This is a genomic window from Megalodesulfovibrio gigas DSM 1382 = ATCC 19364, from assembly GCF_000468495.1.
Classification (GTDB): Bacteria; Desulfobacterota; Desulfovibrionia; order Desulfovibrionales; family Desulfovibrionaceae; genus Megalodesulfovibrio; species Megalodesulfovibrio gigas.
Map to the genome: position 1 here is coordinate 3,564,416 of NC_022444.1, position 25,576 is coordinate 3,589,991.

Genomic DNA, 25,576 nt, shown 5'->3' on the forward strand with positions numbered 1-25,576 from the left:
CGTCAGTCTCCTTGAGCAAGGGGTGCGGGCTCGGCCTGCTCGCCGGTGCGGCCAAAGCGTCGTTGCCGGGCAAGGTAGCTGGCGATGGCGGCGTCCAGCTCGGCCTCGTCGAAATCGGGCCAGTGCTTGTCCGTGAAGTAAAATTCGCTGTAGGCTGCCTGGAACAACAGATAGTTGGAGAGCCGCAGTTCGCCCGAGGTGCGGATGATGAGATCGGGATCGGGCTGCCCGGCGGTGTAGAGTTCCTGGGCAAAGCGGTCTTCGGTTACGTCGTCGGAGGCCAGGCCGGCTTCGATGAGCCGGCGGCAGGCGCGCAGAATCTCGCCCCGGCCGGAGTAGTTCAGGGCCAGGTTGAGGGTCAGGCCGGTATTGTGGGCAGTTTTGGCCAGCACCAGCTTGAGCACCTGGCGGGAGGCAAAGGGCAGCTCGCTCCATTCGCCCAGGATCCGCAGGCGGACGTTGTTGGCCAGAAAGACGGGCAGTTCCCGCGTGAGCAGGCGGGCCAGCAGGTCGAAGAGGTGGCCCACTTCCTCTTTGGGACGCGACCAGTTCTCCGTGGAAAAGGTGTAGAGCGTCAAATGGCGCACGCCGCGATGGGCGCACGCCGTGACCATGCGGATGGCCGCCTCGGCACCGGCCGTGTGCCCATGGCTGCGGGAGAGTCCCCGGCCCTGGGCCCAACGGCCGTTGCCGTCCATAATGATGGCGATGTGCGCCGGTGCGCCGGCGTGGCGAAGCTCGGAAGTCAGGACTACAGCTCCATGATTTCCTTGTCTTTTTTCTGCAGGGTCTGGTCCAGCTTGGCCACGGTGTCGTCGGTGAGCTTTTGCACCTGTTCCTGGGCCTTGTGGACTTCATCCTCAGAGACGTCCTTGAGCTTCTTCAGGGCATCGTTGGCGTCGCGGCGGACGTTGCGAGCGGCGACCTTGGCTTCCTCGGTGTACTTCTTGGCCACCTTCACCAGATCTTTGCGGCGTTCTTCCGTCAGGGGCGGGATGATGATGCGCAGCATCTTGCCGTCGTTGACGGGGTTCAGGCCCAGATCGGACTTCTGGATGGCCTTTTCGATGTCCGAGAATGCGTTGCGATCCCAAGGCTGGATGGTGATGGTGCGGCTGTCCGGCACAGCCACGGACGCCACCTGGGCGATGGGCGTGGGGGTGCCGTAGTAGTCCACCTTCAGATCTTCCACCAGGGACGTGGACGCGCGACCGGTGCGCAGTTTGGAGAATTCCTTTTCCAGGTTCGACACGGCCTTGGCCATGCGATCCTTGGCATCCGCAATAATATTCTGCATGTTATTCGCCTCCTTGGACCAGGGTGCCGACCGGTTCGCCCAGGACCACCCGTTTGATGTTGCCCGGGGCAAAGAGGTTGAATACGACGATGGGCAGCGCATTGTCCATAGCCAGGGAGAGGGCCGTGGAGTCCATGACGCCCAGACGGCGGCGCAGGGCCTCCAGGTGGGTCAGGCGGTCGAATCTCACGGCGTCGCTGAATTTTTTGGGGTCCTTGTCGTAGACGCCGTCCACCTTGGTGGCCTTGAGGATGGCGTCGCACTTCACTTCGATGGCCCGCAGGGCGGCGGCGGTGTCTGTGGTGAAGAAAGGATTGCCCGTGCCGGCGGCGAAGATGACCACGCGGCCCTTCTCCAGGTGCCGCACGGCGCGGCGGCGGATGTATGGCTCGGCCACTTCGCGCATGGTGATGGCCGAGAGCACGCGCGTCTCCAGGCCGATTTTTTCCAGGGAATCCTGCACGGCCAGGGCGTTCATGGCCGTGGCCAGCATGCCCATGTAGTCCGCGCTGGCGCGATCCATGCCCTGCTCGGAGGCTGCCATGCCGCGGAAGATATTCCCGCCACCCACCACCAGGGCCACCTGACAGCCCAGGCCGACGATTTCCGCAATTTCGCGGGCAAAGCCGTTGACGGTGTCGGGGTCGATGCCGAAGTCCAGGGGTCCGGCAAGGGCTTCGCCGGAGAGCTTGAGCAGGACGCGATTGTAGGCAAGGCCGCTCATGTGGGGTCGCTCCCGTTGCGAGTGAAAGGGGCGCAAACGCGTAAAACAGGAAACAAAACAGGCAACACGGCGGGGGCTGGAGCAAGCCGGCCCCCGCCGTGGGGGAGACGTCGGGAAGGGCCTATTCGGAGGCGCCTTCACCCAGGGCCAGACGCACGAAGCAGCCCAGGGTCAGGGTATCGCCCATGGCCTTGCCGGCTTCGGCCAGCAACTGCTTGATGGACTTCTTGTCGTCCTTGATGAAGGGCTGTTCCAGCAGGCAGATTTCCTTGAAGAATTTCTGCATGCGGCCCTCGACGATCTTTTCGACGATGTTTTCGGGCTTGCCTTCCTTCAGGGTCTGCTCGCGGCAGAAAGCGCGTTCGCGCTCCATCAGTTCGGCGGGCACCTGATCGGCAGTGGTGCACACGGGGTTGGCCGCGGCGACCTGCATGGCCAAATCCTTGCCCAGGACCTTGAAGGCGTCCGTGGCGACAGTCTCGGCCTTGGTGCACAGCACTTCCACCAGCACGCCGATCTTGCCGTTGGCGTGGATGTACGCGCCGATGCCGCCGGTGGAGGCGGGAGCCAGGCGCGCCAGACGGCCCACCTGCATGTTTTCGCCCAGCACGCTGATGGCGTCGTTCACCAGTTCCTGCACGGGGCGGCCGTCCACCAGGACGTTGAGGAAGCATTCCTCAGACGCGGTGTGGACGAGTTCATGCCCTGCGGCGCAGGCCGGAGCTGCGGTGGCCACGGTTTCCGCCAGCTTGGCGGCCAGGGCCTGGAAGCTCTCGTTACGGGCCACGAAGTCGGTTTCGCACATCAGTTCCACCAGGGCGGCAGCGCCGTCCTTGGCGGCAAAGCCGACCAGCCCCTCGCCCGTGGCGCGGCCGGCCTTCTTGGCAGCCTTGGCCAGGCCCTTGGCGCGCAGCCATTCGGTGGCTTTCTGCTCGTCGCCTTCGCATTCGGCCAGAGCCTTTTTGCAGTCCATCATGCCGGCGCCGGTTTTTTCACGCAGTTCTTTGACCTGCGTGGCGCTGATTGCAGCCATGTGCGTGCACTCCTTGGTCTTCGGTCAGATTCTGATACGTATGGTTTCGGGACGTCGCAAGGGCGGAACGAGTGTTGCGTCCTCAACTCACGTGTGCATGAAAACACAACACACAGGGCTGCCGTGAGGGCGGCCCCGGAGCCGCAGGCTCCATAGAGTCCACCGAAATGCATGCATCCCGGCGGACGGTCTTCCCAGAAACAAGGCGATGGAAACATCGCCTTGTTTCCAGGGATATCATAACACTAGGCGTCCGAACCGCCCTCATCGCCATCCTTGGCCGAGGCTTCCGCCTTGGATGCGGATTTGCCGTCCGCTCCCTTGCCCTTGGCCGGGGCTTCTTCCTTGCGGCTGGCCAGCCCTTCCAGCACGGCGTCGGCCATGGCGCCCACAAAGAGCTTGATGGCGCGGATGGCGTCGTCGTTGCCGGGGATGATGTAGTCGATGTTGTCCGGATCGCAGTTCGTGTCAGTCACAGCCACGATGGGAATGCCCAGCTTCTTGCATTCCTGCACGGCGATTTCTTCACGCTTGGGATCGATGATGAACGCCAGCTGGGGCAGGCCTTCCATATCTTTGATGCCGCCAAGCACCAGGTTCAGCTTTTCCACTTCGCGCTGGAAACGCAGCACTTCCTTTTTATGGAAGCGGCGGATGGTGCCGTCTTCGAAGGCGGCTTCCAGCTTCTTCAGGCGATCCACGGACTGGCGGATGGTGCTGTAGTTGGTCAGGGTGCCGCCCATCCAGCGATCCACCACGAAGTGCATGCCGCAGCGCTCGGCTTCAGCCTTGACGATTTCCTGGGCCTGACGCTTGGTGCCGATGAAGAGCACCTTGGCGCCGCTGGCAGCAGTGTTGGCAATGGCGTCGTGGGCAGTCTGAAAGAGCTTGACGGTCTGCTGCAGGTCGATAATGTGGATGCCATTGCGGGCGCCAAAGATGTAGGGCCGCATCTTGGGATTCCAGCGGCGGGTCTGGTGACCAAAGTGCACGCCGGTTTCCAGCATCTGCTTCATCGTTACGTAGGCCATGGATTTTCTCCTTTCGGTGGGGGTTGGCCTCCATCCCGGCAGCCCTGCGGCGCGCGCAGGTACTTGGGTCGTGCACGGCACGACACCCCTCAAGTCCGGGATGTGTGAAGTAGGGAACAGGGATTCATAGGAGGTTTCTTGCGTGATGGCAAGCAAAAGCTCCAATGCACCCTTCATTCTGCCTTTGCAGTTTGTTACGAAATGATGTATCACAACCCAACCAAGACCGAACCGGAACTCCCTGCGCCTGCCCGGCAGCGTTTTTCCCCACGGCTTTGGTGCTGCACTGACGCGCGATGGCCTGGAGAGACACTGCGAGAGAGAGTTTGTAATCTCGAATGGTTCCAGCCCGTTGCCTCGCCAGGGACCGCCATGCAAGACAGTCTCCACGCATGGCAGAACTTTCAAGGAACCAGACAGGACATGGCGATTCCTCCGCTGCATATCGGCAACGTGACCGCCCGGCTGCCCATCATCCAGGGCGGCATGGGCATCGGCATTTCCCTTTCCGGGCTGGCTTCGGCTGTTGCCCGGGCAGGCGGCATTGGCGTCATCGCCACGCCCGGCATTGGCATGGATGAGCCGGATTTCCGCACCAACTGGGTGGAAGCCAACTCCAGGGCCCTGGCCAGGGAAATTCGGCAGGCCAAGGCCAACGCCCAGGGCGGCCTTATTGGCGTGAACATCATGACCGTGCTCACCAACTCGCCCGAACTTATCGCCACGGCCACGGCTGAAAATGCCGACATCATCCTCTCCGGGGCCGGTCTGCCCCTTTCCTTGCCCAAATACGTGACGGAGGGTTCCACCACCAAGCTGGCGCCCATTGTTTCCTCGGGCCGGGCCGCCGCGCTCATTGCTCGCAGCTGGCAGTCCAAATGCAGCTGCCTGCCCGATGCCGTGGTGGTGGAAGGGCCCCTGGCTGGCGGGCATCTGGGCTTCAAGCGCGAGGAACTGGACGATCCCGCCATGCGCCTGGAGCAGTTGGTAACGGAGACCATCGAGGCCCTTAAACCCTTTGTGCAGAAGGCCGGACGTGACATTCCCGTCATCGCTGCCGGTGGCATCTACACCGGGGCGGACATCCGGGCCATCATGGATCTTGGCGCATCCGGCGTGCAACTGGGCACCCGGTTTGTGGCCACCCATGAGTGCGATGCGCACATCAATTTCAAACAGGCGTTTGTGGACGCCACCGCCACGGACATGGTCATCGTGGACAGTCCCGTGGGCCTGCCCGGCCGCGCCCTGCGCAACCCCTTTGTGGAAGGCGCCCTGCGCGGCGAGAAAAAGCCGTTCAACTGCCCGTACCATTGCCTCAAGAGCTGCGATCCCACCAAGAGCCCGTACTGCATCGCGTTGGCCCTCAAGCAGGCCCAGCGCGGCATGGACGACACCGCCCTTCGTTTTGCCGGGGCCAATGCCTGGCGGGTGGACAAGCTGCTGCATGTCCAGGAGCTTATGGACGAACTCGTGGCCGGCTACGAGGCTGCCACGGCGTAGGCAGCGAAAAAGAGAAAGCCTGGTCAGGGGGATATTTCCCTCTGGTTTTTCAGTCGTTCGGCCGGCGTTCCTCCACATGGGCGGGGGAGCGCCGGCCGAAGTGTCTGGAGAAGGCAATTCCCTCGGAAAAAGCTTTGTATCTCTTTGCTGTTCCCCATTGCATCCGCCCCGGCTTTGCGGTAGCCCTCAGCGCGCAATCGACTGCACCTCATTTGCCTGGAGCGAGCATGAAGCCCATCTCGAAATCGGTCTTCCGCGCCTACGATCTGCGCGGAGTGGTGGACAAGGACATGGACGGCGACTGGGTGGAAACCCTGGGCCGGGCCTGTGGCGCGTATTTTCTTCGGCATGGGCAGACGTCTGCCGTCGTGGGGCACGACTGCCGGCTGAGCTCGCCGGAATACCAGCAGCGCCTGGCCGCCGGCCTGGCCGCCGCCGGGCTGGACGTGATCTGCCTGGGCATGGTCCCCACGCCGGTGTTTTATTTTGCCTGCAAGCACCTGGGCAAAAAAGCAGGCGTGATGATCACCGCCTCGCACAACCCGCCGGAATACAACGGCTTCAAGGTCTGGTGCGGCGAGTCCACCATCCACACCGCAGAAATTGACGCCCTGTTCGCCCTCATGGCGGCCGGCGAGTTTCCGGCTGGCCGCGGCGTCATCTCGCAGCATAATATCGTCCCGATGTATCTGGACCATCTGGCCGCCCAGGTCCCCGAACCCCTGGATGTGAAAGTGGTGGTGGATGGCGGCAATGGCGCTGGCGGGCTGATCTGCAAGGAACTGCTGGAGCGCATCGGCTGCACCGTCGTCCCCCTGTACTGCGAACCCGACGGCCGATTTCCCAACCATCACCCGGACCCGGTCATCGAAAAATACATCGGCGATCTGAAAGCCGCAGTGGTGGAGACCGGCGCGGACTTCGGGGCCGGCCTGGATGGCGATGCCGACCGCCTGGGCGTGGTGGATGAGACCGGCGCCCTCATGTACGGCGATCAGCTCCTGGCCATTTACGCCCGTGACATGCTTCGGGATTTCCCCGGGGCCATGGTCATTGGCGAGGTCAAATGCTCCCATCTTCTCTATAAGGATATCGCAGCCCATGGCGGTGAGCCCCTGATGTGGATCACCGGGCATTCCATGATCAAGGCCAAGATGGCCGAGACCGGCGCCAGACTGGCCGGCGAAATGAGCGGGCATATGTTCTTTGCCGACCGCTACTTCGGCTTTGACGACGGCATTTACAGCGCCCTGCGCATTGCCCAGATTGTGGCGGCCAACAAGCGCCAGGGGCTGCCCCTCTCCCGTGTTCTGGCCGACTGGCCTCGCACGGCCAATACCCCCGAACTACGCGTGGACTGTGCCGATGATCGCAAGTTTGCCGTGGTGGAGCAGGCCAAAACTTACTTCAAGGCCCAGGGCTACGACGTGAACGACGTGGACGGCGTGCGTCTGACCTTCCCCGACGGCTGGGCCCTCATGCGCGCCTCCAATACCCAGCCCTCCCTGGTGCTGCGCTTCGAGGCCGAAAGCCCTGCCAGGCTGGCCGAATACCGGGCCCTGGTGGAAGGCAAACTCGCCGACTGGATCGGCGAACTCAAAGACAGCGTGCATTAGCGTATTTTAATTTTGAAAAGAACTCTCGGGGGAAAACCTTTCTGAAGAAAGGTTCTTNTGATTCAAGGTCACTCTCAAAATTTTGGAAGGGGAGAGTGTGAGAGGGGGAGAGCCTTTTGCAAAAAGTCTCCCCTTTCGCGATGTCTCCTGCGAAAAAGTTTGGGCGCGATCTGTTTCTGCAGCGAGCGCGCAGCATCACGCAGGGCCCTGGCGGTTTCTTCCGGGACGCAGGAAACAGGGGCCTGGAGCGGCGGCAGTCTATAGGGCAACACCCTCGGAGCGGTTTTGCGCCGCTACTTGCCAACTCCCAAAGACGAAGCGATTGCCCGGTTTCTTCCCTGCCTTTTGGCCTGATACAGATTGGCGTCGGCCGCCTGGACCAGGGCCTCGGGATGAAGGGCTTGCGTTGGGAAGCAGGTGGCGACGCCCATGCTCACGGTCACCACGTCCGCCGTGGGGCTTTTGCCGTGGGGGATGCCCAGTTCCATGATGCTGGCGCACAGCTTGCTGGCCACCGCGAGGGCTGAGGCCGCGCCGAGGCCGGGCAGGAGGACGGCGAATTCCTCGCCGCCGTAGCGGGCGGCGAGATCGCATGACTGCCTGACCCTGGCGGCGAGGGTTTGGGCGACCTGACGCAGGCAGTCGTCGCCGCGCAGGTGGCCCATGTGATCGTTGTAGGCCTTGAAGTTGTCCACATCCACCAGGGCCAGTGTCAGGGGCGACGCGCTGCGCAAGGCGCGGTTCCATTCGGCATGGAGCGCCGCATCAAACTTTCGCCGGTTGGCAATACCCGTCAGGCCGTCGTGATCGCTCAGCCACTGGAGCTTGTCGTTGGCTTCGGAAAGCTCCTGGGTACGCTCCTGCACCTGGCGTTCCAGGTCTTGGCTGTAGGCCTCCCGCAGGCGCTCCGCCTGCTTTGTGGCGGTCACATCGTGCAGAATGCCCTGGTAGCCGATGCTGCGCCCCTGCGCGTCCCGCCGCAGGTTTGCCGCCAGGATGGCCTCGATGCGTTCCCCGCCCTTGCGGCGCAGCTTGACTTCAAAGCCCCGCACCGTCCCGACTGCTTCGATGGTGCGCTGAAAGTGGACGCGCTGCTGGGGATCGACATACAAATCCGCCATGGTGAGGGAGAGCAGTTCCTCTCGCGTGTAGCCGAGCATGCCCAGGCAGGCCGGGTTCACATCCACCACGCGGCCATCTATGGTGGTGAGGAAAATCAGGTCGCTGGCGTCTTCGAAGATGCTGCGGTAGCGTTGCTCGCTGGCGACAAGACGGGCGTAAAGATTGGCATTCTCGATGGAGATGGCCGCCTGCGCCGCAAGCATCTTGACGGTTTGCGCCCGGTCAATGGCAAACACGCCGGGATTGAGATTGTTTTCCAGGTACAGCACGCCGCTGAGCCGGTTTTGACTCAGCAGTGGCATGCACAGCACGGAGCGCACATGCTTGCGCACCACGTGCGGGTCCCGCTGAAACGTGGGGTGCTGCCCCGCATCATGCAATACGATTTCCTGCCGGCTGCGGATGACGAATCGCGCAATGGCTTCGCTGACCAGGGTGGAGCCTGCAAGGGGGCTGTTGTCCAGGGGCTGCTGTCCCTCCACCGTGGCCATGGCCGCCACGGACCAATCCTGCCCCTCCGAGCTGCTTGGCAGCAGGAGAAATCCATGCTCGGCGCCGGCGTTTTCGATGACGCTGGTCATGATGACCTGCAGCAGCGCATCCTGGTGAATCTCGCTGGAAATGGCCTGGGTGGCTTTGAGGATGCTGCCGATATCGAGGAGTTGCGAAGGAGAGATGTAGTGGACGTTGGATTCCCGGGAGTTGTCCAGCGTGTGGGACTCCAGGAGGGAATGCACCCCCGGCGTGGCGCAGGTGTCGATCTCCTGGCGCAGCATGAGCACCTTGGCGTGCGCGCCCCATTGGTAATAGTTGAAGCTTGCGTCTTCAAAAAAGGCCCTGGCCGCTTCTGCGTCTCCGCGCTGCCGCAGCACGAGGGCCGCGCGCTCCCGGGCCAGGGCGACGCCCTGGGGATGGCCATGCCGGGTTGCAACTTCTGCGGCCTGGGCATACAGCTCCAGCGCGTCCTGGGGCCGGCCGGTCAGCCGGGCCTGTTCGGCATGCAGCAGGCGTTCCTGCCAGGCGAAATTTTCCGGGCAGTTCTCTGCCCAGACGGCGAATTCGGACAGCGAGGCCGCAAAGCGGGCGCGCATGCGCGGCCGTTCCTCGTCCTGTTCTTCGCTCCTGGCTGCTTCTCCTTCCTTGCCAGCGCTTGTGCCTGAGGTCGTTTCCAGCAGCTCTGCCGCGGCCATGGCGCAAAAGAAGCTGAACACCGTGGTTTCGTACAGAATGGGGATATACTGCATCCAACTGGCGTGGGCCTCTGCAAACCGCCAGGCCTCGGCCGTCTTTCCGAAGTAGAAGAGCAGCTGGAGCTTGCAGGTCAGGAAATAGGCCAAGCCATGGCCGAACAGGGAGTCGGGGTGCTGCCAGTGCGTCAGGAAGGCGTGTTCGTCAATCTCTGGCGTGCTCAGCGAGACAGGATCGGCGCCTTCACCCTTCAGGTTGTGCAGGAACAGGCTGTAAAACCGTTCGCTCATGTAGAAGGGCGAGCCGCGCTTCTCGTAAAAGGCCACACTTATATCGTTTTCTTCCAGGGCGTTGTCCACGGTGGAGGCCGCCAGGACAGTTTTGGGGATCATGGTCCGGGCGTAGCCGGCGAACACCAGGTTGCCGTTTTCAAGGCCGTACTGGTAGGCGCGCTTGTACATTTCTATCTGGTCGGCCAGGGGCAGGAACCAATGCATGGCGCACACAGCATACAGGAAGGTGATTTGCGCCTGGATGCGGGGGTTGGGAAAGCGCTCGATGAGCTGCATGGAGAGCGTGCCCAGGGCAAAGGCGCTGCGGTAGTCTTGCTGCTGCTGCACAATGACCACCGTGGCCCAGGCAAAGCCAATGGCGGACAAGGCATTGTGGCCGTGTCGCATGGACCGGGTGACCACATCCATGACCAGATGCGGAAACAGCGTCGGCACGGCGATGTAGGCGCCGTCGGTCAGAATGGCCATGAGCTGGATAATGCTGTCCTGGTCCCGATCTTTCACGTCCGGGACGTGGATCAGCTCGGCGATGGGCCGTCCGGCGAGCAGCTCCGTGTAGTCCTGCATCTGCGCCGCAAAACAGCGCGCAAGGGTGGCTGCATCATCGGCCTGGGGCAGATCGACGCCAAAGAGGGCCAGGGCGTCCCGGGCGATGTCCATCAGCTCGTTATACTTGCCCAGCTGATTGGACTGGATCAACTTCTGGATGTAGACCTCCACCTTGTCGAACCGGTCGGCCGTGTGCAACAGGGCCTGGTCCAGCAGGGCTTCGGCCTGGGCGAAGTCGCCAAGCAGGTAGGAGACGTCGGCTTTTTCGCGCACCACGTCCAGCATGGTCCGGGCGTGCGTCCGCCAGCCGTCTGCAGGCATCAGCGAGGCGGCCACCTCAAAATGATGCAGCGCCGGCTCGTACGCGGTGGAGGCCTTGGCCTTGCGCCCGGCCTGCATGTTCAGATCCAGCAGCAGCAACCGTTCCTCAGGATCCAGAACCAGATCCAGCGCTGCGTTGAAATGCGCCACAATATCGAAGATGGCGTCATCAAGCTGCGTGTGCCCCACATGGCGCAGAAGCAGGCGGCCGATGCGCAGGTGCAGCGGGGCAATGTCCTCCTGGGCGATGAGGGAATAGGCCGCCTGCTGCACGCGGTCGTGCAGAAAGCGGAAGGTGGCGCCTGAGGGGATGAGCAGTCCTGCCTGCAGCGCCTCCCAAAGGGCCTCGCTGGTGTGCGCCTGCGATTTTTCGTGAATGGCGGCCAGCATGGGCAAGGTGAACCGGTTGCCGATGCAGGCAGCCAGCTGCAGCGCCTGCCGCGTCTGCGGGGCCATGCGGCCTATTTTGCCGGCCATGAGATCCACCACGTTGTCGGTGAGCCCCATGGCGCGGATGCCGTCCATGTCCCACACCCAGACGCCGGATTCCGGATCCAGCTGGAACAGCCCCCGCGTGTGCAGCTCCTTGAGCATTTGCGAAACGAAAAACGGGTTGCCGCCGGTCTTCTCCTTGATGAGCAACGTCAGCTCTTCCACCTCCAGGGGCGGACGGTGCAGGGTGTCTGCCACCAGCCGGCACAGGTCGGCAAAGTCCAAGGGGGTCAGGGTCACGGTGTGTACCGTGACACCGGATTCATGCAGACGGCGGGCAGCCAGCATCAGCGGGTGCCCTGGGGAAACCTCGTTGTCCCGGTAGGCGCCCAGCAGCAGCAGGTTCGTCGCATCCGTCCCGCCCACCAGTTTCTGCAATAAATGGAGCGACGGCACATCCGCCCATTGCAGGTCATCAAGAAAAATGACCAAGGGGTGCTCTGGCCGGGCGAATACGCCAATGAACCGTTGCAGGCAAAGAATGAACCGGTTCTGCGCCTCCGACGGCCCCAGGTCCGGGACGGGCGGTTGCGGCCCCAGGATGTGCTCCATCTCGGGAATGACATCCAGAATCACCTGGGCGTTGGGCCCCAGGGCAGCCAGCAACGCCATGCGCCACTCGGTCACCATGGCTTCCGGTTCGGACAAAATCTGGTGGCTCAGCTGGCGAAAGGCCTGGATGAATGCGGAAAACGGGATGCTGCGCTGAAACTGGTCGTGCTTGCCAGAAATGAAGCGGCCCCGCTGCCGCGTCAGACCCTTGTGCACCTCGTTCACCAGCGCGGTTTTGCCGATGCCGGAATAGCCCCCCACAAGCAGCAGTTCCGCACCACCTCCGGCCACGCGCTCGAAGGTATCCAGCAGCCGCCGCACTTCTGGCTCCCTGCCGTAGAGCTTTTGCGAGACCTGGAACTGGGACGACACGTCCCGCTGGCCCAGGCGTATGTCAAACAGGCTTGCCCCCGAAGCACAGGCCGTGCGCATGGTTTCCAGGTCGTGCAGCAGGCCGGTGGCGCTTTGGTAGCGGTCCTCGGCCATTTTTTCCAGCAGGCGCATGGTTAAGGCGGAAAGCGCCGCCGGTACGGCGGGGTTCAGCTCGTGGGGCCGCACGGGCCGCCGGGCAATGTGGGCGTGCAGCAGCTCCATGGGGTCCCGGGAGGTGAACGGCAGCTCCCCCGTGAGCATTCTATAGAAGCAGACACCCAGGGAATACAGATCGGACCGGCTGTCGATGCCCCGATTCATCCGCCCGGACTGCTCGGGGGCGATGAAGTACAGGTTGCCTTCGATTTGATTCGGGTTTTCCGGCTCCTGCACCTCGTCTTCAATGAGGGAGGACAGCCCAAAATCCGTCAGTTTGAGCACGCCTGTTTCGGGGTGGATGAGGAAATTCGCCAGATGGACATCTTTGTGGATGATGTGCTGCCCGTGCAGCTGGGCCAGGGCCTCGGCCATCTGCACGGCAATGTCCAGAAATTCCCGCGGGGCGAGGCGGCGGCCTTCGATGTGGTGGGCCAGGTCGCAGGCTCCGAAATCCTCTTCCACAATGGCAAAGCTGGTCCGGTATTGCAGCAAATCGTAGACCTTGATTACCCTGGACAGCTGCAGGGAGGAGAGCAGGTCGTATTCGTGCTGAAACCGAAGATTCTCGCGGATGGAGATTTCAGGCGTGGCCGGAATCTTGAGCACCACCGGCAGGCCGTCGCGGTCGCGGCGGGCGCGATATACCTGACTTTTGGGCCCCTGGTAGAGCAGCTCGCCCACGCGGAATCCGGAAAGGAATATCATGGCTGTGTTGCCTGGTTGGATCGCTACAAGTGGATTAATGGGAGTCCACGGGATATGTTGCCACACTGCGCCGCGTCCAGGCAGAGCGTCTTTTCCCTCCAGTAACCTATGGAAAAGAGGGCGCGCTGCCCCGTGCTCATCGCGGTAAACCGAAAGCGGTGTTCCTACAAGGCCCCGCCGGGGGCTGGGTCAAGTTTTAGGGGCAAGTTGTCCTGGAAAGGAGTCTTCGGAGGGAGCGCCTTGCTCTCGAAAGGTTCTTCCCGGCCCCCCTCACAACGACATGTATATTGATTCAAGGTCACTTTCAATGTTGTGGAAGGGACGCGCGAAAGGGGAGAACCTCTGTAAACAAGATTCTCCCTTCGCAACGACCTTGCAGTTCCGCAAACGCCTGCGTCTGTACGAAGCGCAGCGGCTGATGCTGGGCAGGCGCGAAAACGCCACCAGCGCCGGCCGGCCGTGGGCGACGAAAGCCCGACCCAGTTCAACCGGGAATACAAGCGCCTCTTTGGCGAACCGCCGCACCGGGATCTCAAGAGGGTGCGGTAACGCGGGAGTCTTGAGGAGTTGGCGAACAAAGAGAGGAAGAAATGATGCATCATTGGCGGCAATGACTCATTAAAAATCTCAGATGATTGTTTATCTCATCATGAGGTGAGACTTGCAGTGCCCGTAACAAGGAGAGGCCGTTGTGACCAATTCAAGCTCGTTGGTTGACGTGGAGGCAATACAGGATTTTTTCTCTTCCAAGCTTTCCCGCCTGCTGCAGGATGAAAAATGGGAATACGATCGTCAATGGACAGATGCGATTCACAAGCACATGGCTGGCATTGGAAAGAAACGGGGCTTGCTTGTTTATGCCAGCAAGAGCCGGTGTGCCGAGGCAGACGGCCCTGAGTGGCTATATGACCATCATTGGCGCGTCCAAAATGAAGATGGTGCGCTTGTTAGTACTCCATTGGTGATGGAGATAGAATGGGGAAATGACGAAAAAATAATAGAAGACTTTTTGAAGTTGGTCCAGGCTCGTGCAGCGTTGCGAGTGATGGTTTTTCAGCGCAACGATGTTGAGGGCATGATTGAACGACTCATAGCAATGGCGAAAACCTTTGACGGGTCCCAGCGTGGGGATAAATGGATTTTCGCCGGATGGGACAAGGCCAGGATGCATTGTGAGTTGCATGTCCTTTAGTCAAATATGATGGCATCAATACTAGGGCCATATACAGGCCCTAGACTGCCGGGCTGTACTCCGCCCGAAAATGACCAGCCTTTGGAAATCAGCCAACGGAAAAGAGTACAGGGAATGAACCCCTTAGGAGCTCATTGTACTCCTGAGCTCGTGGCAAAGAAAAAGGCACCTGGATTTGCATCCAAGTGCCTGTTTCTTTTGGTGCGCCCGAGAGGATTCGAACCTCTGACCTACGGATTCGTAGTCCGGCGCTCTATCCGGCTGAGCTACGGGCGCGTCGAAGAAGAATGTCTCTACCCGCGAGAGCCCGACTCGTCAACAAAAAAATGCGGCCTCTGCAAAAAAAATTTGGCGACCATCCTCGTCGGCAGAAAACCTGGAACAGGGTTGGCTTTTTCCGTTGTTCTCGCTACAACTCAATACGGTTGGTTGTCTCTTGAGAGCGGTTGTGTGTGCCCGCTTGGTGTGCCGGAGGCAAGGGTGTGGGCGCAGGCGTTGCCGCGATGCTGGTCGTGCAGACGTGCGGGCAGGCCTTTTTCAGCTGGCCTGCAGGACATGCCGCGTTGCCGGGGGAGCATGGGGCAGCGTGTGGTGTGGCGCATGGAGGGAGATGCCCGCCGGGGATGCTTCCCGGCGGCATGTGCTGGACCCGCCGCGGCGATTGTGCCCGGCGACATCACGCCTTGAGGAGCTGGCATGAAAAAGTTGGGGGACATCTCGATCAGCGTCAGAGTCGCGCTGGTGGTCATTGCGGTCATTGTGCTGGTGAGCGCCGGCATCATGACCTCGTTTATTGTGGAACTCAACGAGTATGCGGCCTTGCGCGAGCGCGCCACGGCCGGGTCGCTCCTGGGGACTGTCAAGGAACAGCAGCGCAACTATGTAAAACAGGCCTATAGTATTATTGAGTATTACCACTCCCTTTCCGTGGACGAGAAAGCCCTGCAGGAGCGCACCCGCGGCGAGCTCAAGCGCGTGGTGGACATGGTGGCGGGGCAGGCCAGGGCGTTTTACGAGGCCCACAAGGATACCATGCCCCCGGAAGCGCTGCAGCAGGGCATCAAGGATCTGGTGCGCGCCGCGCGGTTCAATGGGGACAATTACATCTGGATTAATGATCTGACCCCAGTCATGATCATGCATCCCACAAATCCGGCGCTGGACGGCCAGAGCATCGCCAATCTCAAGGACCCCAACGGCGTGGTTCTGTTTCAGGAGATGGTCAAGGTCTGCAAGGACAAGGGCGAGGGCATGGTCCGGTACATGTGGGACAAGCCCGGCGCGCCGGGAAAGCCGCTGCCCAAGATTTCCTTCGTCAAGCTGGATCCGGAACTGGGCTGGATGTTCGGGGCCGGCGCCTGGCTGGATGATGTCACCGCCGCCATGCAGGTTGAAGCCAAGGCCCAGGTGGCGCGTCTGCGGCTGGCAGACGGCAACTATTTTTTCATTCTGGACACCGCCGCACCCTTTCCGAACATGGTCATGCATCCCATCCGGCCGGATTTCAACGGCAAGCGCATGGATGATCCCACCTACAACCATGCCTCGCAGGTGGAGTTTGCCGGCGGCGAGCAGACGTTCCCCAAGGCGGACAAGAACCTGATGCAAGCCATGGCCGCGCTGGCCCGGGACCACACCGACGGCTACGTGCGCTATTCCTGGACCAAGCCGATGCCCGGCGGCGGGGAGACGGCGGAGCGGTTCCCCAAGATTTCGTACGTGCTCATGTTCAAGCCGTGGGGCTGGGTTGTGGGGCTGGGGGATTACATCGACGAAATCGATGCCGCCGTGGCCACGCAAACCAACGAGCTGAACGCCACCATCACGGGAATCATTCTCAAGCTGGCCGCCTTCGCCCTGGTGTTTCTGCTGGTCATGGCCGGGGCGAGCCTGTGGCTGGTGCGCCGCATGCTCAACCGGCCCATCAACGCCATTGTGGCCTATGCGGATGCCGTGGCCCAGGGCAATCTCGATGCACCCATCACCGGCACATACCGGGCAGAGATGGGGGCGCTCAAGTCGTCCATTGAAATCATGGTCCGGCATCTCAAAAGCGAACTGGCCTTTGCCAAGGGCATCCTCAATTCCGTCACCTTGCCCTGCGTGGTGGCGGACACCCAGGGGCGCATCTCCCTCATCAACCGCTGGATGGCCCACTTCATCGGCGAGAAGAAGGAGCCCGAGCAGTACCTGGGCCGCGGCCTGCAGGAGAGCTTCTCCCGTCATGGCATTGTCCAGCAGACCATGGACCGCGCCATGCGGCAGCGGGAAATCATCACCAACGTGGAATATGACGGCCAGTATGGCTGGGGCGAGCGGTTCTTTGTCAAGCTGGATGCCGCCCCCATCTATGACGATGCCGGCACGCTGCTGGGCGTGTTCTGCATGCTGGCCACCCTGACCAAGGTGAAGCGCCAGCAGGAGCGCCTGGCCGAGCAGAATCAGCTCATCGCCAGCGCCGCGGCCTCGGCCGAAGGCGTGGCCCGCATGGTGTCCGACGATGCCAAGGCCCTGGCGGAACGCGTGGCCCAGACCAACCAGGGCGTCATCCGTCAGCAGAACCGCTCCCAGGAAACCGCCACTGCCATGGAAGAAATGAATGCCACGGTGATGGAGGTGGCCCAGAACGCCGGCGCCGCCGCCAACCTGGCCGAGCACTCCAAGGACAAGGCCCGCGAGGGCGGTCTGGTGGTGCAGGAAGTGCAGGCTGCCGTGGCCGAGGTGCGCGCCGTGGCCGAGGTGCTGCAGCAGAACATGGCCAGACTGGTGCATCAGGCGGAAGATACCGGCCGCGTGCTGACGGTGATTTCCGACATCGCCGACCAGACCAACCTGCTGGCCCTCAATGCCGCCATCGAGGCGGCCCGTGCCGGGGACGCCGGCCGCGGGTTCGCCGTGGTGGCGGATGAGGTGCGCAAACTGGCGGAAAAGACCATGGTGGCCACCAGGGAAGTGGCGGATGCCATCGGCACCATCCAAGGCGGCGCACGCAACAGCAATGCAGAGGTGGTCAAGGCCGCAGAAGCCGTGGAGCGCAGCGCCCAGAAGGCCGGCAATGCCGAGCAGCGGCTGCTGGAAATCGTGGCCATGGCCGAGGAGACGGCGGATCAGGTGCGGGCCATTGCCACGGCCTCGGAAGAGCAGTCCTCCGCAGCCCAGGAAATCAGCAACGCCACCGAAGAGGTGAGCGGCGTGGCCTCGGACATCCGCGCAGACATGGACGCCGCCATCCAGGTGGTGGACCGTCTGCACGGGCAGGCAGCCCGGTTGATGGAAATCATCAATCAGATGCAGACCGCCGGACAACACGGCGGCGAGGATTCGGACGCGGTGTAGGGCGAGCGCATCCCGTCCCGCCGTATCGTATCATCACTCTTCATGCACGCAAGGAATGCCCATATGGCTCTCATTCTTGTTGTTGACGATTCGGATATCATCCGCATGATGCTCAGGGAGTTTCTGGAGGCAGAAGGCCATCAGGTGCTGGAGGCCGCCGATGGGTTGCAAGGCGTGGCCCAGGCCGGCCAGCAGACGGTGGATTTGGCCATTGTGGACATCTTTATGCCCGGCAAGGAAGGTCTGTCCACCATCAAGGAACTCAAGGCGGCGCGGCCGCAGCTGCCCGTGGTGGCCATCAGCGCCGGCAGCACCTTCACCGATACCGAAACCCTGGACTGGGCCAAGGACTACGGCGCGGATCGGACCATGCCCAAGCCGCTGGACCGGCAGATCGTCATCGCCACGGTGCGGGAACTGCTGGCAGCGCGCTGAGGAAGGCCGCAGCAGGGGGGAGGGGAGCGTCTGCCGGAAACTTCTTCGGCGCGCGCTCCCCGGCGGTCACACCACCTTGATGGTCTGTTCGTCCAGGGCCTTGCGCCAGCGCCAGGCCAGCACGGCCACGGGCAGCACAGCCAGGGCCTCTGCCGCCTCGCGGAACAGGTGGTCCAGTCCCAGCAGATACAAGGCCAGACCCAGCAGCGTGGCCAGGATCATGTGGAACAGGGATCGGCCGGGGATCATCCGCAGCCGCCACTGGCAGAACCCCACCGTCATGATGCATACCGCCACCTTGGTGAGCAGGATGGACAATGCCGTGCCCAGCAGCGGGTAGGGCGGTATGAGCAGCATGCACAGCACCAGATTCAGGGCCAGCCCGGTCAGATAGAAGATGAGCAGCAGCCGCTCGCGCTGGATGGAAATCATCAGGTAGTGGGCCAGATTATGCAGGAACGCCGCCAGGATGGTGCCCACCAGATAATGCTGCATCCAGATGGCGTCCGGGAAGTTGTTGCCGAACACCAGGGGAATGAGCCGGTCTGCCTCCACGGCCAGCAGAAAGGAGACGGGGATGGCCACGGCCAGCAGCCAACGCGAGGTGTTGCGGGCCAGCCGGGAGAATTCCGGCTTGTTGGTGACCCAGAGCTTGACAAACAGCGGGAACAGCACCCGCCTGAGCAGCGTGCCGGAAACCAGAATCGCCACAAAGTCCACCACCTGCCAGGTGACGCTGTACTGGGCCACCGCCTGGGAGCCACCATACTTCTGCAGGAAAAAGACGTTCATCTTATTGTAGAAGATGGCCGCCACCGCCATGATGGTGTACGTGATGCCCCCGCGCCAGGTATGCCAGATGGTTCTGAACTGGCGCAGGCGGAACTTGGCCCGCGAGCGTCGCAAGGTGGCGAACACCGCCCCGGCCGAGGCCGCCGCCGTCTCAATGAGCTTGAACCAGGACACCGCCAGCGCCGAAGCCCCCATGAGCAGGGCGGCAATGCCGTACCCGAAGCTGAGCACACTGGCCACGGCGCGCCACTTGCTTTCCACGTCCTGCCGGTCCAGCAGCTGACAGGCCACGTAATACGAGCTGGCCATGGCCTCCAGCCCCACGCCCGTGGCCACGATGATCACCAGCATGGCCAGGTTGAAGGAATATTCCTGCCAGAGGATGAACCCGATCATCCCCAGCCAGGAAACCCCCAGCAGCAACCCTTTGACCACGGTGATCTGCTTGAGAATGGTGGACGGATAGTCCGCCTTGCGGGCCAGCAGGGTGGCCAGGTGCTGGTTCAAGCCGAATTCGGCGATGAACAGCAGAATGGCCCCCATGTTCAACGCCAGCATGAACTGCCCGTACACGTCCGGGGAGTACATGCGCGCCAGCAGAATGAGAAACAACGATTGCAGCGTCTCGCGCAGGCCATGGGCGCCAAGCAGGTAGGCGCTCTTGCGGAAAATGCTGTGGGACGGTGCGGGCGGCGTGGCCTTGGGGGGTGTGGGCATGCGTGGTGTGTGGCTGGAGGCGGCGCCCAAAGCGCGCCCGGGTGTTGCCAACTGGCGGAAAGATGACCACATACCAGTTCCCAGCCCGGCTGCAAAGGGGCGCGCACCCGCCGCACCCGGTCAGAAGGCGAAAACATGCTTGAAACACTCTGAAATGCGCAGAGGCGCTTGACGCAGCCGCCCCGGACAGTCTAGAAAAAACGCCAAAGGGTGCTCCTTCACGCTGCCATGCCTCCTGGCGAAACGGCAAGGGTGGTTTCCGGTTGACGGGTGCTGCAAAAAATATCATGACTCCCTTGCCAATCGTGTCCGGCTCAAGCCATGCATGCCCCTTCGCAGTGGACATCCCAGGGCGGCTGTGCCTGCGCCCGGGTTGCGGCGTGCATCAACTGTTCAACTCCTCCTGCCTGCATACGGAACATCAATGAAGCTTTCCAAGCGTTTCCAGGCCTTCACTCGTTTGATTCAAAGCCCCATGGCCAAAGAGCACTATGCGTATTTTCAGCCCATAGACCGCTCGTTTGGCACAGAAGTGGAGGTGCACGGACAACGCCTGATCATGGCCGGCTCCAACGATTATCTGGGTCTCACGCACGACCCGCGCGTGCAGGAGGCCGCCATTCAGGCCATCAAGCGCTGGGGCACCGGCCCTGGCGGGTCGCGTTTTTTGTCCGGCAACATGACCCTGCACGAAGAACTGGAAGCCCGGCTGGCCGCCTTTGTGGGCAAAAAGCATGTGGTGGTCCACACCACCGGTTTTTTGACCAACCTGGGCGCCATCAGCAGCCTGATGCAGAAGGATGACGTGATCCTGTTCGACAAGGAAAATCACGCCAGCATCCAGGAAGGCTGCAACAACACCGGCGCGCGCATCATGTACTTCGAGCATAATTCCCGGGACTCCGCCGAACGCCGGCTGGCCCAGGCGCGCGAAAGTCATCCGGATTCTGTGTGCTTCCTCATCACCGAGGGCGTGTTCAGCATGTCCGGCGATGTGGCCAACATGCCGGAACTCATCAAGATCAAACGGGCCAACCCGGATTTGGTCTTCTACCTGGACGACGCCCACGGCCTGGGCGTGCTCGGGCGCGGCCGTGGCACGGCGCAGCATTTCGGCGTGGCGCAGGATGTGGATTTCATCATGGGGACCTTCTCCAAGGCCATGGCCTCCACTGGTGGCTTCATCGCCTCGGACCACGAAGACGCCCTGACGTACGTGAAAAACAATTCCAAAACCCTCATTTTTTCCGCCGCCCTGGCGGCGGCCAATGCGGCTACCGTGCTGGAGTGCCTGAATATCCTGGAAGCCGAGCCCGAACGGGTGGACCGGCTGTGGGAAATCACCCGCAAGATCCGCACCGGGTATCGCGAAATCGGGCTGGAGTTCGGCGACAACGAGTCCCCCATCATCCCCATTTACGTGGGCGATGAATTCAAGGCCCTGCGCATCTCCAAGGAACTCTTCAAGCGAGGCGTCTTTGCCTTGCCGGCCATCTATCCTGCCGTCCCCAAAGGCAAGGCCCTCATCAGAACTGCATACATGAGCACGCATACCGATGCGCAGTTGGACGTTGTGCTCACCGCCCTGGGCGAGTTGGCCCGGGAGTTCGGCATCCGCGTGCAAGACACGCAGGCCGCCCAGGCACCGGTTCGGGACGACAATGCCGGCGCCATGGCGGCAGCTTCGTCCTGATTTTCTCCCGAGCAGTCGTGGTAGGGGCGTGACCAACGCAGGAAAACAGGTTCCCAAGGGCCGGCGCAGCAGGGGTGCCGCTGCGCGCGTTGATGTACTTTTACAATTGTTTGCACGTTTTTTATGCTACAGCTCAACGACCTTATCCGCATCAGCCTGCGTCAGGTGGTGCGCCAGCAGAAGCGCTATCTCGGCGTGTTGCTGGCCATCGCCCTTGGCACGGGGTTGATGATCGTCATCCTGACCATGGGCGACGAGGTGAAGAGCAATCTGAACAAGGACCTGGACCTGCTCGGCGGCGCTACCATCATCAAGGTGTTTTTTGATGAAGGCGGCGCAGATCGCATGGATCGCCCCGAGTACTTCCGCGAAGGATCCAGCGAGGCCGTGGCCGCGCTCCCGGGCGTGAATGCCACCACCCTGGTGCACATGGCCGGCGGCTATGCCACCAACGACAAGCACGATACCGAGGTCATCCTGTTTGGCGTTGATGAAAACTATTGGAAGGTCAATGGGCTGGGGCAGAAGGCCGGGGAGTTGTTCGGCCGGGAAGCCATGGAAAAGCGCCTCAGGGTGGTGGTGCTGGGCGAGGAATTGGCCCTGCGCATCTTCGGCCGCCTGGATGTGGTGGGGGAATGGGTTTCCATCAATCGCGTGTTGTACTTGGTGGTGGGCCTGCTGGATGCCGGCAGCGTTGCCGACCGGGGCAAATGGGGCTATACGCCCCTCTCCACCATGATGGATTTCTGGCCCAATGTGGAGCCGCGGCGCATGTATGTCCGGTGCGACACCTGGGATGACGTGGTCCCCGTGGCCGAACGCGTGCTCCAGGAAATCCGCTCCCGCCAGAAGGCGAACCACCTCAAGGTGGAAGTGGCCGGCGAAGCCATCAAGCACATCAAACGCATTGTCTGGTGGGTGGAACTGTTCGTGTACTTCTCCATCGCTGCCACGCTGGTGCTTGGCGGGTTCGGCATTTGGAACGGCATGATGACTGCCGTGAAATCACGCACGCGCGAAATTGGCCTCAAAAAGGCCATGGGCGCAGAAGATATTGATATTATGAAGCAATTTATGGCGGAGGCCGTGGCGTTGTCCTTCATTGCCGGGGTCCTGGGGGTTGGGTTGGGCTACGGTGGCGTGGAATTGGCCACCTGGCTGCTCAAGAGTTCGGCCCCCCGGGAGCTGCTGTACCTGTATTCGCTCATGAGCATCGTGTTCACCGTGCTGCTGGGGCTTGGGGCCGGGTTCTTCCCGGCGCTGCGGGCCAGCCGTATGGAAGTGGTGAGCGCCATCCGCTATGAATGAGGTGGAGATGAACGAGCCAGTCATTCAAGTGCGGGGCATGACCAAGGACTACTCCAACGGCTCCCAGGTCATCTCCATTCTCAAGGGCATCGATATGGACGTCCTGCCCGGGGAGATGGTGGCCATCATGGGCCCCTCCGGCATGGGGAAGTCTACCTTTTTGTTCATCCTTGGTTTGCTCTTGCCCCCGAGTGGCGGGTCCTATAAAGTGAAAGGGCATGAGGTCGCCAAGCTCACCCGGTCGCAACAGGCGCAGTTCCGCCGCACCTTCGCCGGGTTCGTGTTCCAGAGCTGCAACCTGTTCGAGCATACCAAGGTGTACGAGAACCTGGAATTTCCCCTCATCTACGCCGGCGTGCCGCGCAAGGACCGGGCTGCGATGATCGACGAAGCGTTGGAAAAGGTGAACATGATGCATCGCCGCAATCATCCTGCCAACCGGCTCTCTGGCGGTGAGCAGCAGCGGGTTTCCATTGCCCGGGCCCTGGTGAACCGGCCGAGCATCATCTTTGCTGACGAGCCCACCGGTCAGCTTGACCTCAAGCACAGCCAGATGGTAATGGAACATTTTCAACGCTTTGTTTCGGAAGACAAGACAGCGATGGTGGTGGTGACGCACGATCCCGGCGTGGCCAGGCAGTGCACGCGGACGCTCTACCTTCGCGATGGGAATCTGTATGATCAATAGCGCCGCTCCCTTGGCGGCGCGTTCGCGTTCTGATGGCACGCGCCCGGGCACGCATCTGAGCGCGGTTGTTTGCCAACGCAGAATGGGCATGTCCACAGGAGCCAGCAACGTGCAATTGTCCACACTTTCTTCCTTGCGTTTCGGCGCTTCCGGCTGGGCAGTCCGCTGCCTGCTGGCGTGCGTCGTGGCGGCCCTGTGTTCCCTGGGGGCGCAACGGGCCCTGGCCCTGCCTGCCGACGGCGAACTGCCGCCCGTGCCCATCCCCGCGCATCCCCTGACGTACAAGGAATGCGTGGCCCTGGCGCTGCAGAATTCGCCGTACTTCGTGCCTTCCGGTGTGGAAATCAAGGTCAAGCGCCTTGACGCCTGGGACAAGCGCATGGAGCTGCTGCCGGATTTCTTCGTCAACACCAACCTGCGGCTCAACAATCCGGACGGCCGCAACTCCGCGCCCATCTCCGTCTCCTTCTCCTTTGGACAATACGACCCATTGCAGGCGTACTTTTCCATCGGCGCATACAAGATCATGGTCCAGCGCGCCGCCATGGAGCACGTGAAGACCATCGACGAAGGGCTGTTCTCCCTGGCGCAGATCTACATCAGCATGGAGTTGTGGAGTCGCGCCGCGCTGGTGCATGACGAAATCATCGACGTGGCCCGTCAGCAGAAGGCCTATGCCGTGCAACGGTACAACGCCGGCTACGGCTCCACCCTGGATGTGATGTATGCCGAGCGTCAATACGAGGACGCCATCAACCAGAAGCGCAAGAACGAGCTGACGCACCAGCAGGCCTTCGAGCGCCTCAAATCCTTCCTTGGTGCGCCCAGGGAGCAAGCTCTGACGCTGAACCTGGAAAACGCCGTCCGGCAGGTGACCGGGGACTTCAACCCCCGCACCATCTCCCTGGAAGAAGCCAAGCGCAACAGCCTGGAAATCCAGATCCGGCGGCTGGACAACGAATTGCAAGGCTATCAGGTGCGTCTGGCGTATGCCAAGTTCCTGCCCAAATACACCCTGGGGCTTTCCCGGGAGTACTCGGCCCTCTCCAACTCGGATGTGTTCGTGGCCACGGTGGGCCTGACCATCCCCGTGCTGGACTGGGGCGAGCGCTACCGCGGCGTTATCCGCGAAAAACGCCGGGTGGTGCAGGCCAGGGCGGAAGAGCGGATGAAGACCCTTGACTTTGAAAACGAATTTTACACGGCCCAAGGCGCAGTGGAAGATGCGGCGCAGGACCTGAAACTTGTGGCCACTGCCAGAGAGATTGCAAGCCTCGAACGGCAACGCGCAGAAATCATGTACCGTTCGGGCTCCATCGAGTTTCCGGAGTTCACCCGGACGGTCGAAAGGGATCTGGAGGCGCGGCTGGTCGCGCTGTCCAAGGAGTTTGAGTATGATCAGGCCGTGCTTAAGCTGCGGTACATTTCCGGCGACCTGCATTCGTCCATGCTGGACGTTGCGGCATATAATGAGCAGTAGCGTTCGGGCTGCCTTCGCGGTCGTGCTGGGTGCGACACTCTGGGCTGGCGGCGCACTCCCGGTGCCGGCCCAGGCGCAGGAATCCGGCAGCACCCTCATGCAGTCCGCCCAGGACATTGTGTTCCAGGGCAAGCTGTCCAGCTCCCTCACCAGGGAAGCCACCATCCTGTTTGACGGCGAAATCGAAGAATTGCGTGTTCGATCCGGCCAGGCAGTGAAGCGCGGCGAGGTGCTGCTGACATACCGGCTGACACCGGAAGTCATGGCCTCGCTGCGGTCCCGGGTCTCCTCGGCCATGATTTCAGAGTTTGAAGCCAAGCTCGCCGGCATTGATGCCGAGGCCCTTGGCGCGCGCACCAAGCTCAAGGAGCTGCAGTCCTTGCAGGCCGGCAATTTCATCCCCGAAGGCCGACTGGAAGAGCCCCGCAACGCCCTGGCCGCGTTGGAAGCCCAGCGCCAGTTCCTGGAAAAGGCCATGTCCCTCAAGAAGCGGCTGCTGGATGACGACATTGCCCAGCTCAAGTCCCTGCTTGGCGACGTCATTGGCCACGATAAGGTGCCCACCACGGTGCAGCTCAAGGCCCCCATCGATGGGCACGTCACCACGCTTGCGCCCTCGGTGCGGCCCAACAGCCTGGTGCGCGGCGGGACTGTGGCCATGACCGTGGGGGTGCTTGATCCCATGCTGGTGCGCGCGCAGGTGTATGAAACCGAGGCCCTGCGCATCAAGCCGGGAGACAAGGCCATCATGACCCTGCCCTCGCTGCCCGGCAACAGCTTTGAAGTGATTCTGAGCCGCGTGAATCTCACGCCCACCACGCAAGGCATCGACCAGCCCACCTTCTACGAAGTGGAGCTCACCGCCCCCAACCCTGAGCTGCTGCTCCGCGAGGGGCTCAAGGCGCAGATTGCCTTCACGCATTGATGCCGTGCCAGACTGGACTGTGAGCGCCCGCGTGCTCGTCCGGCAATCCGGTT

17 protein-coding genes, 1 tRNA gene and 1 pseudogene are annotated in these 25,576 nt (G+C 61.9%); 11 read left to right on the plus strand and 8 right to left on the minus strand.

The genetic code is table 11. The annotated features are described in order from the left end of the window. Positions 1-2: 2 nt before the first annotated feature. The 5 genes from uppS to rpsB all read right to left on the minus strand — a co-directional run bounded on the left by uppS (position 3) and on the right by rpsB (position 4,085). The gene (gene uppS, locus DGI_RS15725) at positions 3-749 is read right to left on the minus strand and encodes a polyprenyl diphosphate synthase (RefSeq protein WP_021762214.1); all 747 of its coding nucleotides are present in this window, start codon (positions 747-749) and stop codon (positions 3-5) included. A 2-nt stretch (positions 750-751) separates the two neighbouring features. After that, positions 752-1,297, minus strand: a complete 546-nt coding sequence (frr, locus tag DGI_RS15730; RefSeq protein ID WP_021762215.1) for a ribosome recycling factor — start codon at positions 1,295-1,297, stop codon at positions 752-754. Between the two features lies 1 nt (position 1,298). Next, on the minus strand, positions 1,299-2,021 hold the full coding sequence (gene pyrH / locus DGI_RS15735) for a UMP kinase (RefSeq protein WP_021762216.1): 723 nt from the start codon (positions 2,019-2,021) through the stop codon (positions 1,299-1,301). A gap of 121 nt (positions 2,022-2,142) precedes the next feature. After that, entirely contained in the window at positions 2,143-3,054 is a 912-nt protein-coding gene (gene tsf / locus DGI_RS15740; protein WP_021762217.1) for a translation elongation factor Ts, read from the minus strand. Positions 3,055-3,299: 245 nt separating this feature from the next. Further along, on the minus strand, positions 3,300-4,085 hold the full coding sequence (rpsB, locus tag DGI_RS15745; RefSeq protein ID WP_021762218.1) for a 30S ribosomal protein S2: 786 nt from the start codon (positions 4,083-4,085) through the stop codon (positions 3,300-3,302). Between the two features lie 423 nt (positions 4,086-4,508). Here rpsB and DGI_RS15750 point away from each other — a divergent pair, with 423 nt between their 5' ends. Together DGI_RS15750 and DGI_RS15755 are read left to right on the plus strand one after the other, a co-directional pair. Further along, on the plus strand, positions 4,509-5,588 hold the full coding sequence (locus DGI_RS15750; protein WP_021762219.1) for an NAD(P)H-dependent flavin oxidoreductase: 1,080 nt from the start codon (positions 4,509-4,511) through the stop codon (positions 5,586-5,588). A gap of 227 nt (positions 5,589-5,815) precedes the next feature. Then, positions 5,816-7,204 carry a phosphomannomutase/phosphoglucomutase gene (locus DGI_RS15755; protein WP_021762220.1) on the plus strand — a complete coding sequence of 463 codons (1,389 nt, stop codon included), beginning with the start codon at positions 5,816-5,818 and terminating at the stop codon, positions 7,202-7,204. 293 nt (positions 7,205-7,497) lie between these two features. Here DGI_RS15755 and DGI_RS15760 read toward each other — a convergent pair whose 3' ends face one another. Further along, a complete protein-coding gene (locus tag DGI_RS15760; protein ID WP_021762221.1) occupies positions 7,498-12,957 on the minus strand; it encodes a diguanylate cyclase domain-containing protein in 5,460 nt (1,819 codons plus the stop codon). A gap of 373 nt (positions 12,958-13,330) precedes the next feature. On the opposite strand from DGI_RS15760, the pseudogene DGI_RS19365 reads away from it, so the two are divergent. Beyond that, positions 13,331-13,506, plus strand: a pseudogene (locus tag DGI_RS19365) (helix-turn-helix domain-containing protein); the annotation flags it as partial. Positions 13,507-13,648: 142 nt separating this feature from the next. Beyond that, on the plus strand, positions 13,649-14,149 hold the full coding sequence (locus DGI_RS15765) for a hypothetical protein (protein WP_021762222.1): 501 nt from the start codon (positions 13,649-13,651) through the stop codon (positions 14,147-14,149). Between the two features lie 199 nt (positions 14,150-14,348). Here DGI_RS15765 and DGI_RS15770 read toward each other — a convergent pair. Next, a tRNA-Arg gene (locus tag DGI_RS15770) sits at positions 14,349-14,425 on the minus strand. Between the two features lie 420 nt (positions 14,426-14,845). Here DGI_RS15770 and DGI_RS15775 point away from each other — a divergent pair. Both DGI_RS15775 and DGI_RS15780 read left to right on the plus strand, forming a co-directional pair. Further along, complete coding sequence (locus DGI_RS15775) at positions 14,846-17,485, plus strand: methyl-accepting chemotaxis protein (RefSeq protein ID WP_021762223.1); 2,640 nt, start codon at positions 14,846-14,848, stop codon at positions 17,483-17,485. A gap of 63 nt (positions 17,486-17,548) precedes the next feature. Beyond that, positions 17,549-17,920: a response regulator transcription factor gene (locus tag DGI_RS15780; protein ID WP_021762224.1), complete on the plus strand. Its 372-nt coding sequence runs from the start codon at positions 17,549-17,551 to the stop codon at positions 17,918-17,920. A 66-nt stretch (positions 17,921-17,986) separates the two neighbouring features. On the opposite strand, the gene DGI_RS15785 is transcribed toward DGI_RS15780, so the two are convergent. Continuing rightward, on the minus strand, positions 17,987-19,429 hold the full coding sequence (locus tag DGI_RS15785; RefSeq protein ID WP_021762225.1) for a lipopolysaccharide biosynthesis protein: 1,443 nt from the start codon (positions 19,427-19,429) through the stop codon (positions 17,987-17,989). Between the two features lie 424 nt (positions 19,430-19,853). Here DGI_RS15785 and DGI_RS15790 point away from each other — a divergent pair, with 424 nt between their 5' ends. From DGI_RS15790 to DGI_RS15810, 5 genes are all read left to right on the plus strand, one after another. Beyond that, positions 19,854-21,122 (plus strand): aminotransferase class I/II-fold pyridoxal phosphate-dependent enzyme, encoded by a 1,269-nt coding sequence (locus DGI_RS15790; protein WP_021762227.1) that lies wholly within the window; start codon positions 19,854-19,856, stop codon positions 21,120-21,122. Between the two features lie 123 nt (positions 21,123-21,245). Then, complete coding sequence (locus DGI_RS15795; protein WP_051286256.1) at positions 21,246-22,430, plus strand: ABC transporter permease; 1,185 nt, start codon at positions 21,246-21,248, stop codon at positions 22,428-22,430. A 7-nt stretch (positions 22,431-22,437) separates the two neighbouring features. Continuing rightward, entirely contained in the window at positions 22,438-23,118 is a 681-nt protein-coding gene (locus DGI_RS15800; RefSeq protein ID WP_027192854.1) for an ABC transporter ATP-binding protein, read from the plus strand. A 109-nt stretch (positions 23,119-23,227) separates the two neighbouring features. Further along, the gene (locus tag DGI_RS15805; RefSeq protein WP_158407351.1) at positions 23,228-24,598 is read left to right on the plus strand and encodes a TolC family protein; all 1,371 of its coding nucleotides are present in this window, start codon (positions 23,228-23,230) and stop codon (positions 24,596-24,598) included. After that, positions 24,588-25,523, plus strand: a complete 936-nt coding sequence (locus DGI_RS15810; RefSeq protein WP_021762231.1) for an efflux RND transporter periplasmic adaptor subunit — start codon at positions 24,588-24,590, stop codon at positions 25,521-25,523. Before DGI_RS15805 ends, DGI_RS15810 begins: the two co-directional genes overlap by 11 nt. Positions 25,524-25,576 lie beyond the last annotated feature (53 nt).

Bases quoted from the DNA above. Each gene is read 5' to 3' on its own strand.
- frr (WP_021762215.1), bottom strand. From the start codon at position 1,297: ATGCAGAATATTATTGCGGATGCCAAGGATCGCATGGCCAAGGCCGTG.
- pyrH (WP_021762216.1), bottom strand. From the start codon at position 2,021: ATGAGCGGCCTTGCCTACAATCGCGTCCTGCTCAAGCTCTCCGGCGAA.
- tsf (WP_021762217.1), bottom strand. From the start codon at position 3,054: ATGGCTGCAATCAGCGCCACGCAGGTCAAAGAACTGCGTGAAAAAACC.
- rpsB (WP_021762218.1), bottom strand. From the start codon at position 4,085: ATGGCCTACGTAACGATGAAGCAGATGCTGGAAACCGGCGTGCACTTT.
- DGI_RS15750 (WP_021762219.1), top strand. From the start codon at position 4,509: ATGGCGATTCCTCCGCTGCATATCGGCAACGTGACCGCCCGGCTGCCC.
- DGI_RS15755 (WP_021762220.1), top strand. From the start codon at position 5,816: ATGAAGCCCATCTCGAAATCGGTCTTCCGCGCCTACGATCTGCGCGGA.
- DGI_RS15760 (WP_021762221.1), bottom strand. From the start codon at position 12,957: ATGATATTCCTTTCCGGATTCCGCGTGGGCGAGCTGCTCTACCAGGGG.
- DGI_RS15775 (WP_021762223.1), top strand. From the start codon at position 14,846: ATGAAAAAGTTGGGGGACATCTCGATCAGCGTCAGAGTCGCGCTGGTG.
- DGI_RS15780 (WP_021762224.1), top strand. From the start codon at position 17,549: ATGGCTCTCATTCTTGTTGTTGACGATTCGGATATCATCCGCATGATG.
- DGI_RS15785 (WP_021762225.1), bottom strand. From the start codon at position 19,429: ATGCCCACACCCCCCAAGGCCACGCCGCCCGCACCGTCCCACAGCATT.
- DGI_RS15790 (WP_021762227.1), top strand. From the start codon at position 19,854: ATGAAGCTTTCCAAGCGTTTCCAGGCCTTCACTCGTTTGATTCAAAGC.
- DGI_RS15795 (WP_051286256.1), top strand. From the start codon at position 21,246: ATGCTACAGCTCAACGACCTTATCCGCATCAGCCTGCGTCAGGTGGTG.
- DGI_RS15800 (WP_027192854.1), top strand. From the start codon at position 22,438: ATGAACGAGCCAGTCATTCAAGTGCGGGGCATGACCAAGGACTACTCC.
- DGI_RS15810 (WP_021762231.1), top strand. From the start codon at position 24,588: ATGAGCAGTAGCGTTCGGGCTGCCTTCGCGGTCGTGCTGGGTGCGACA.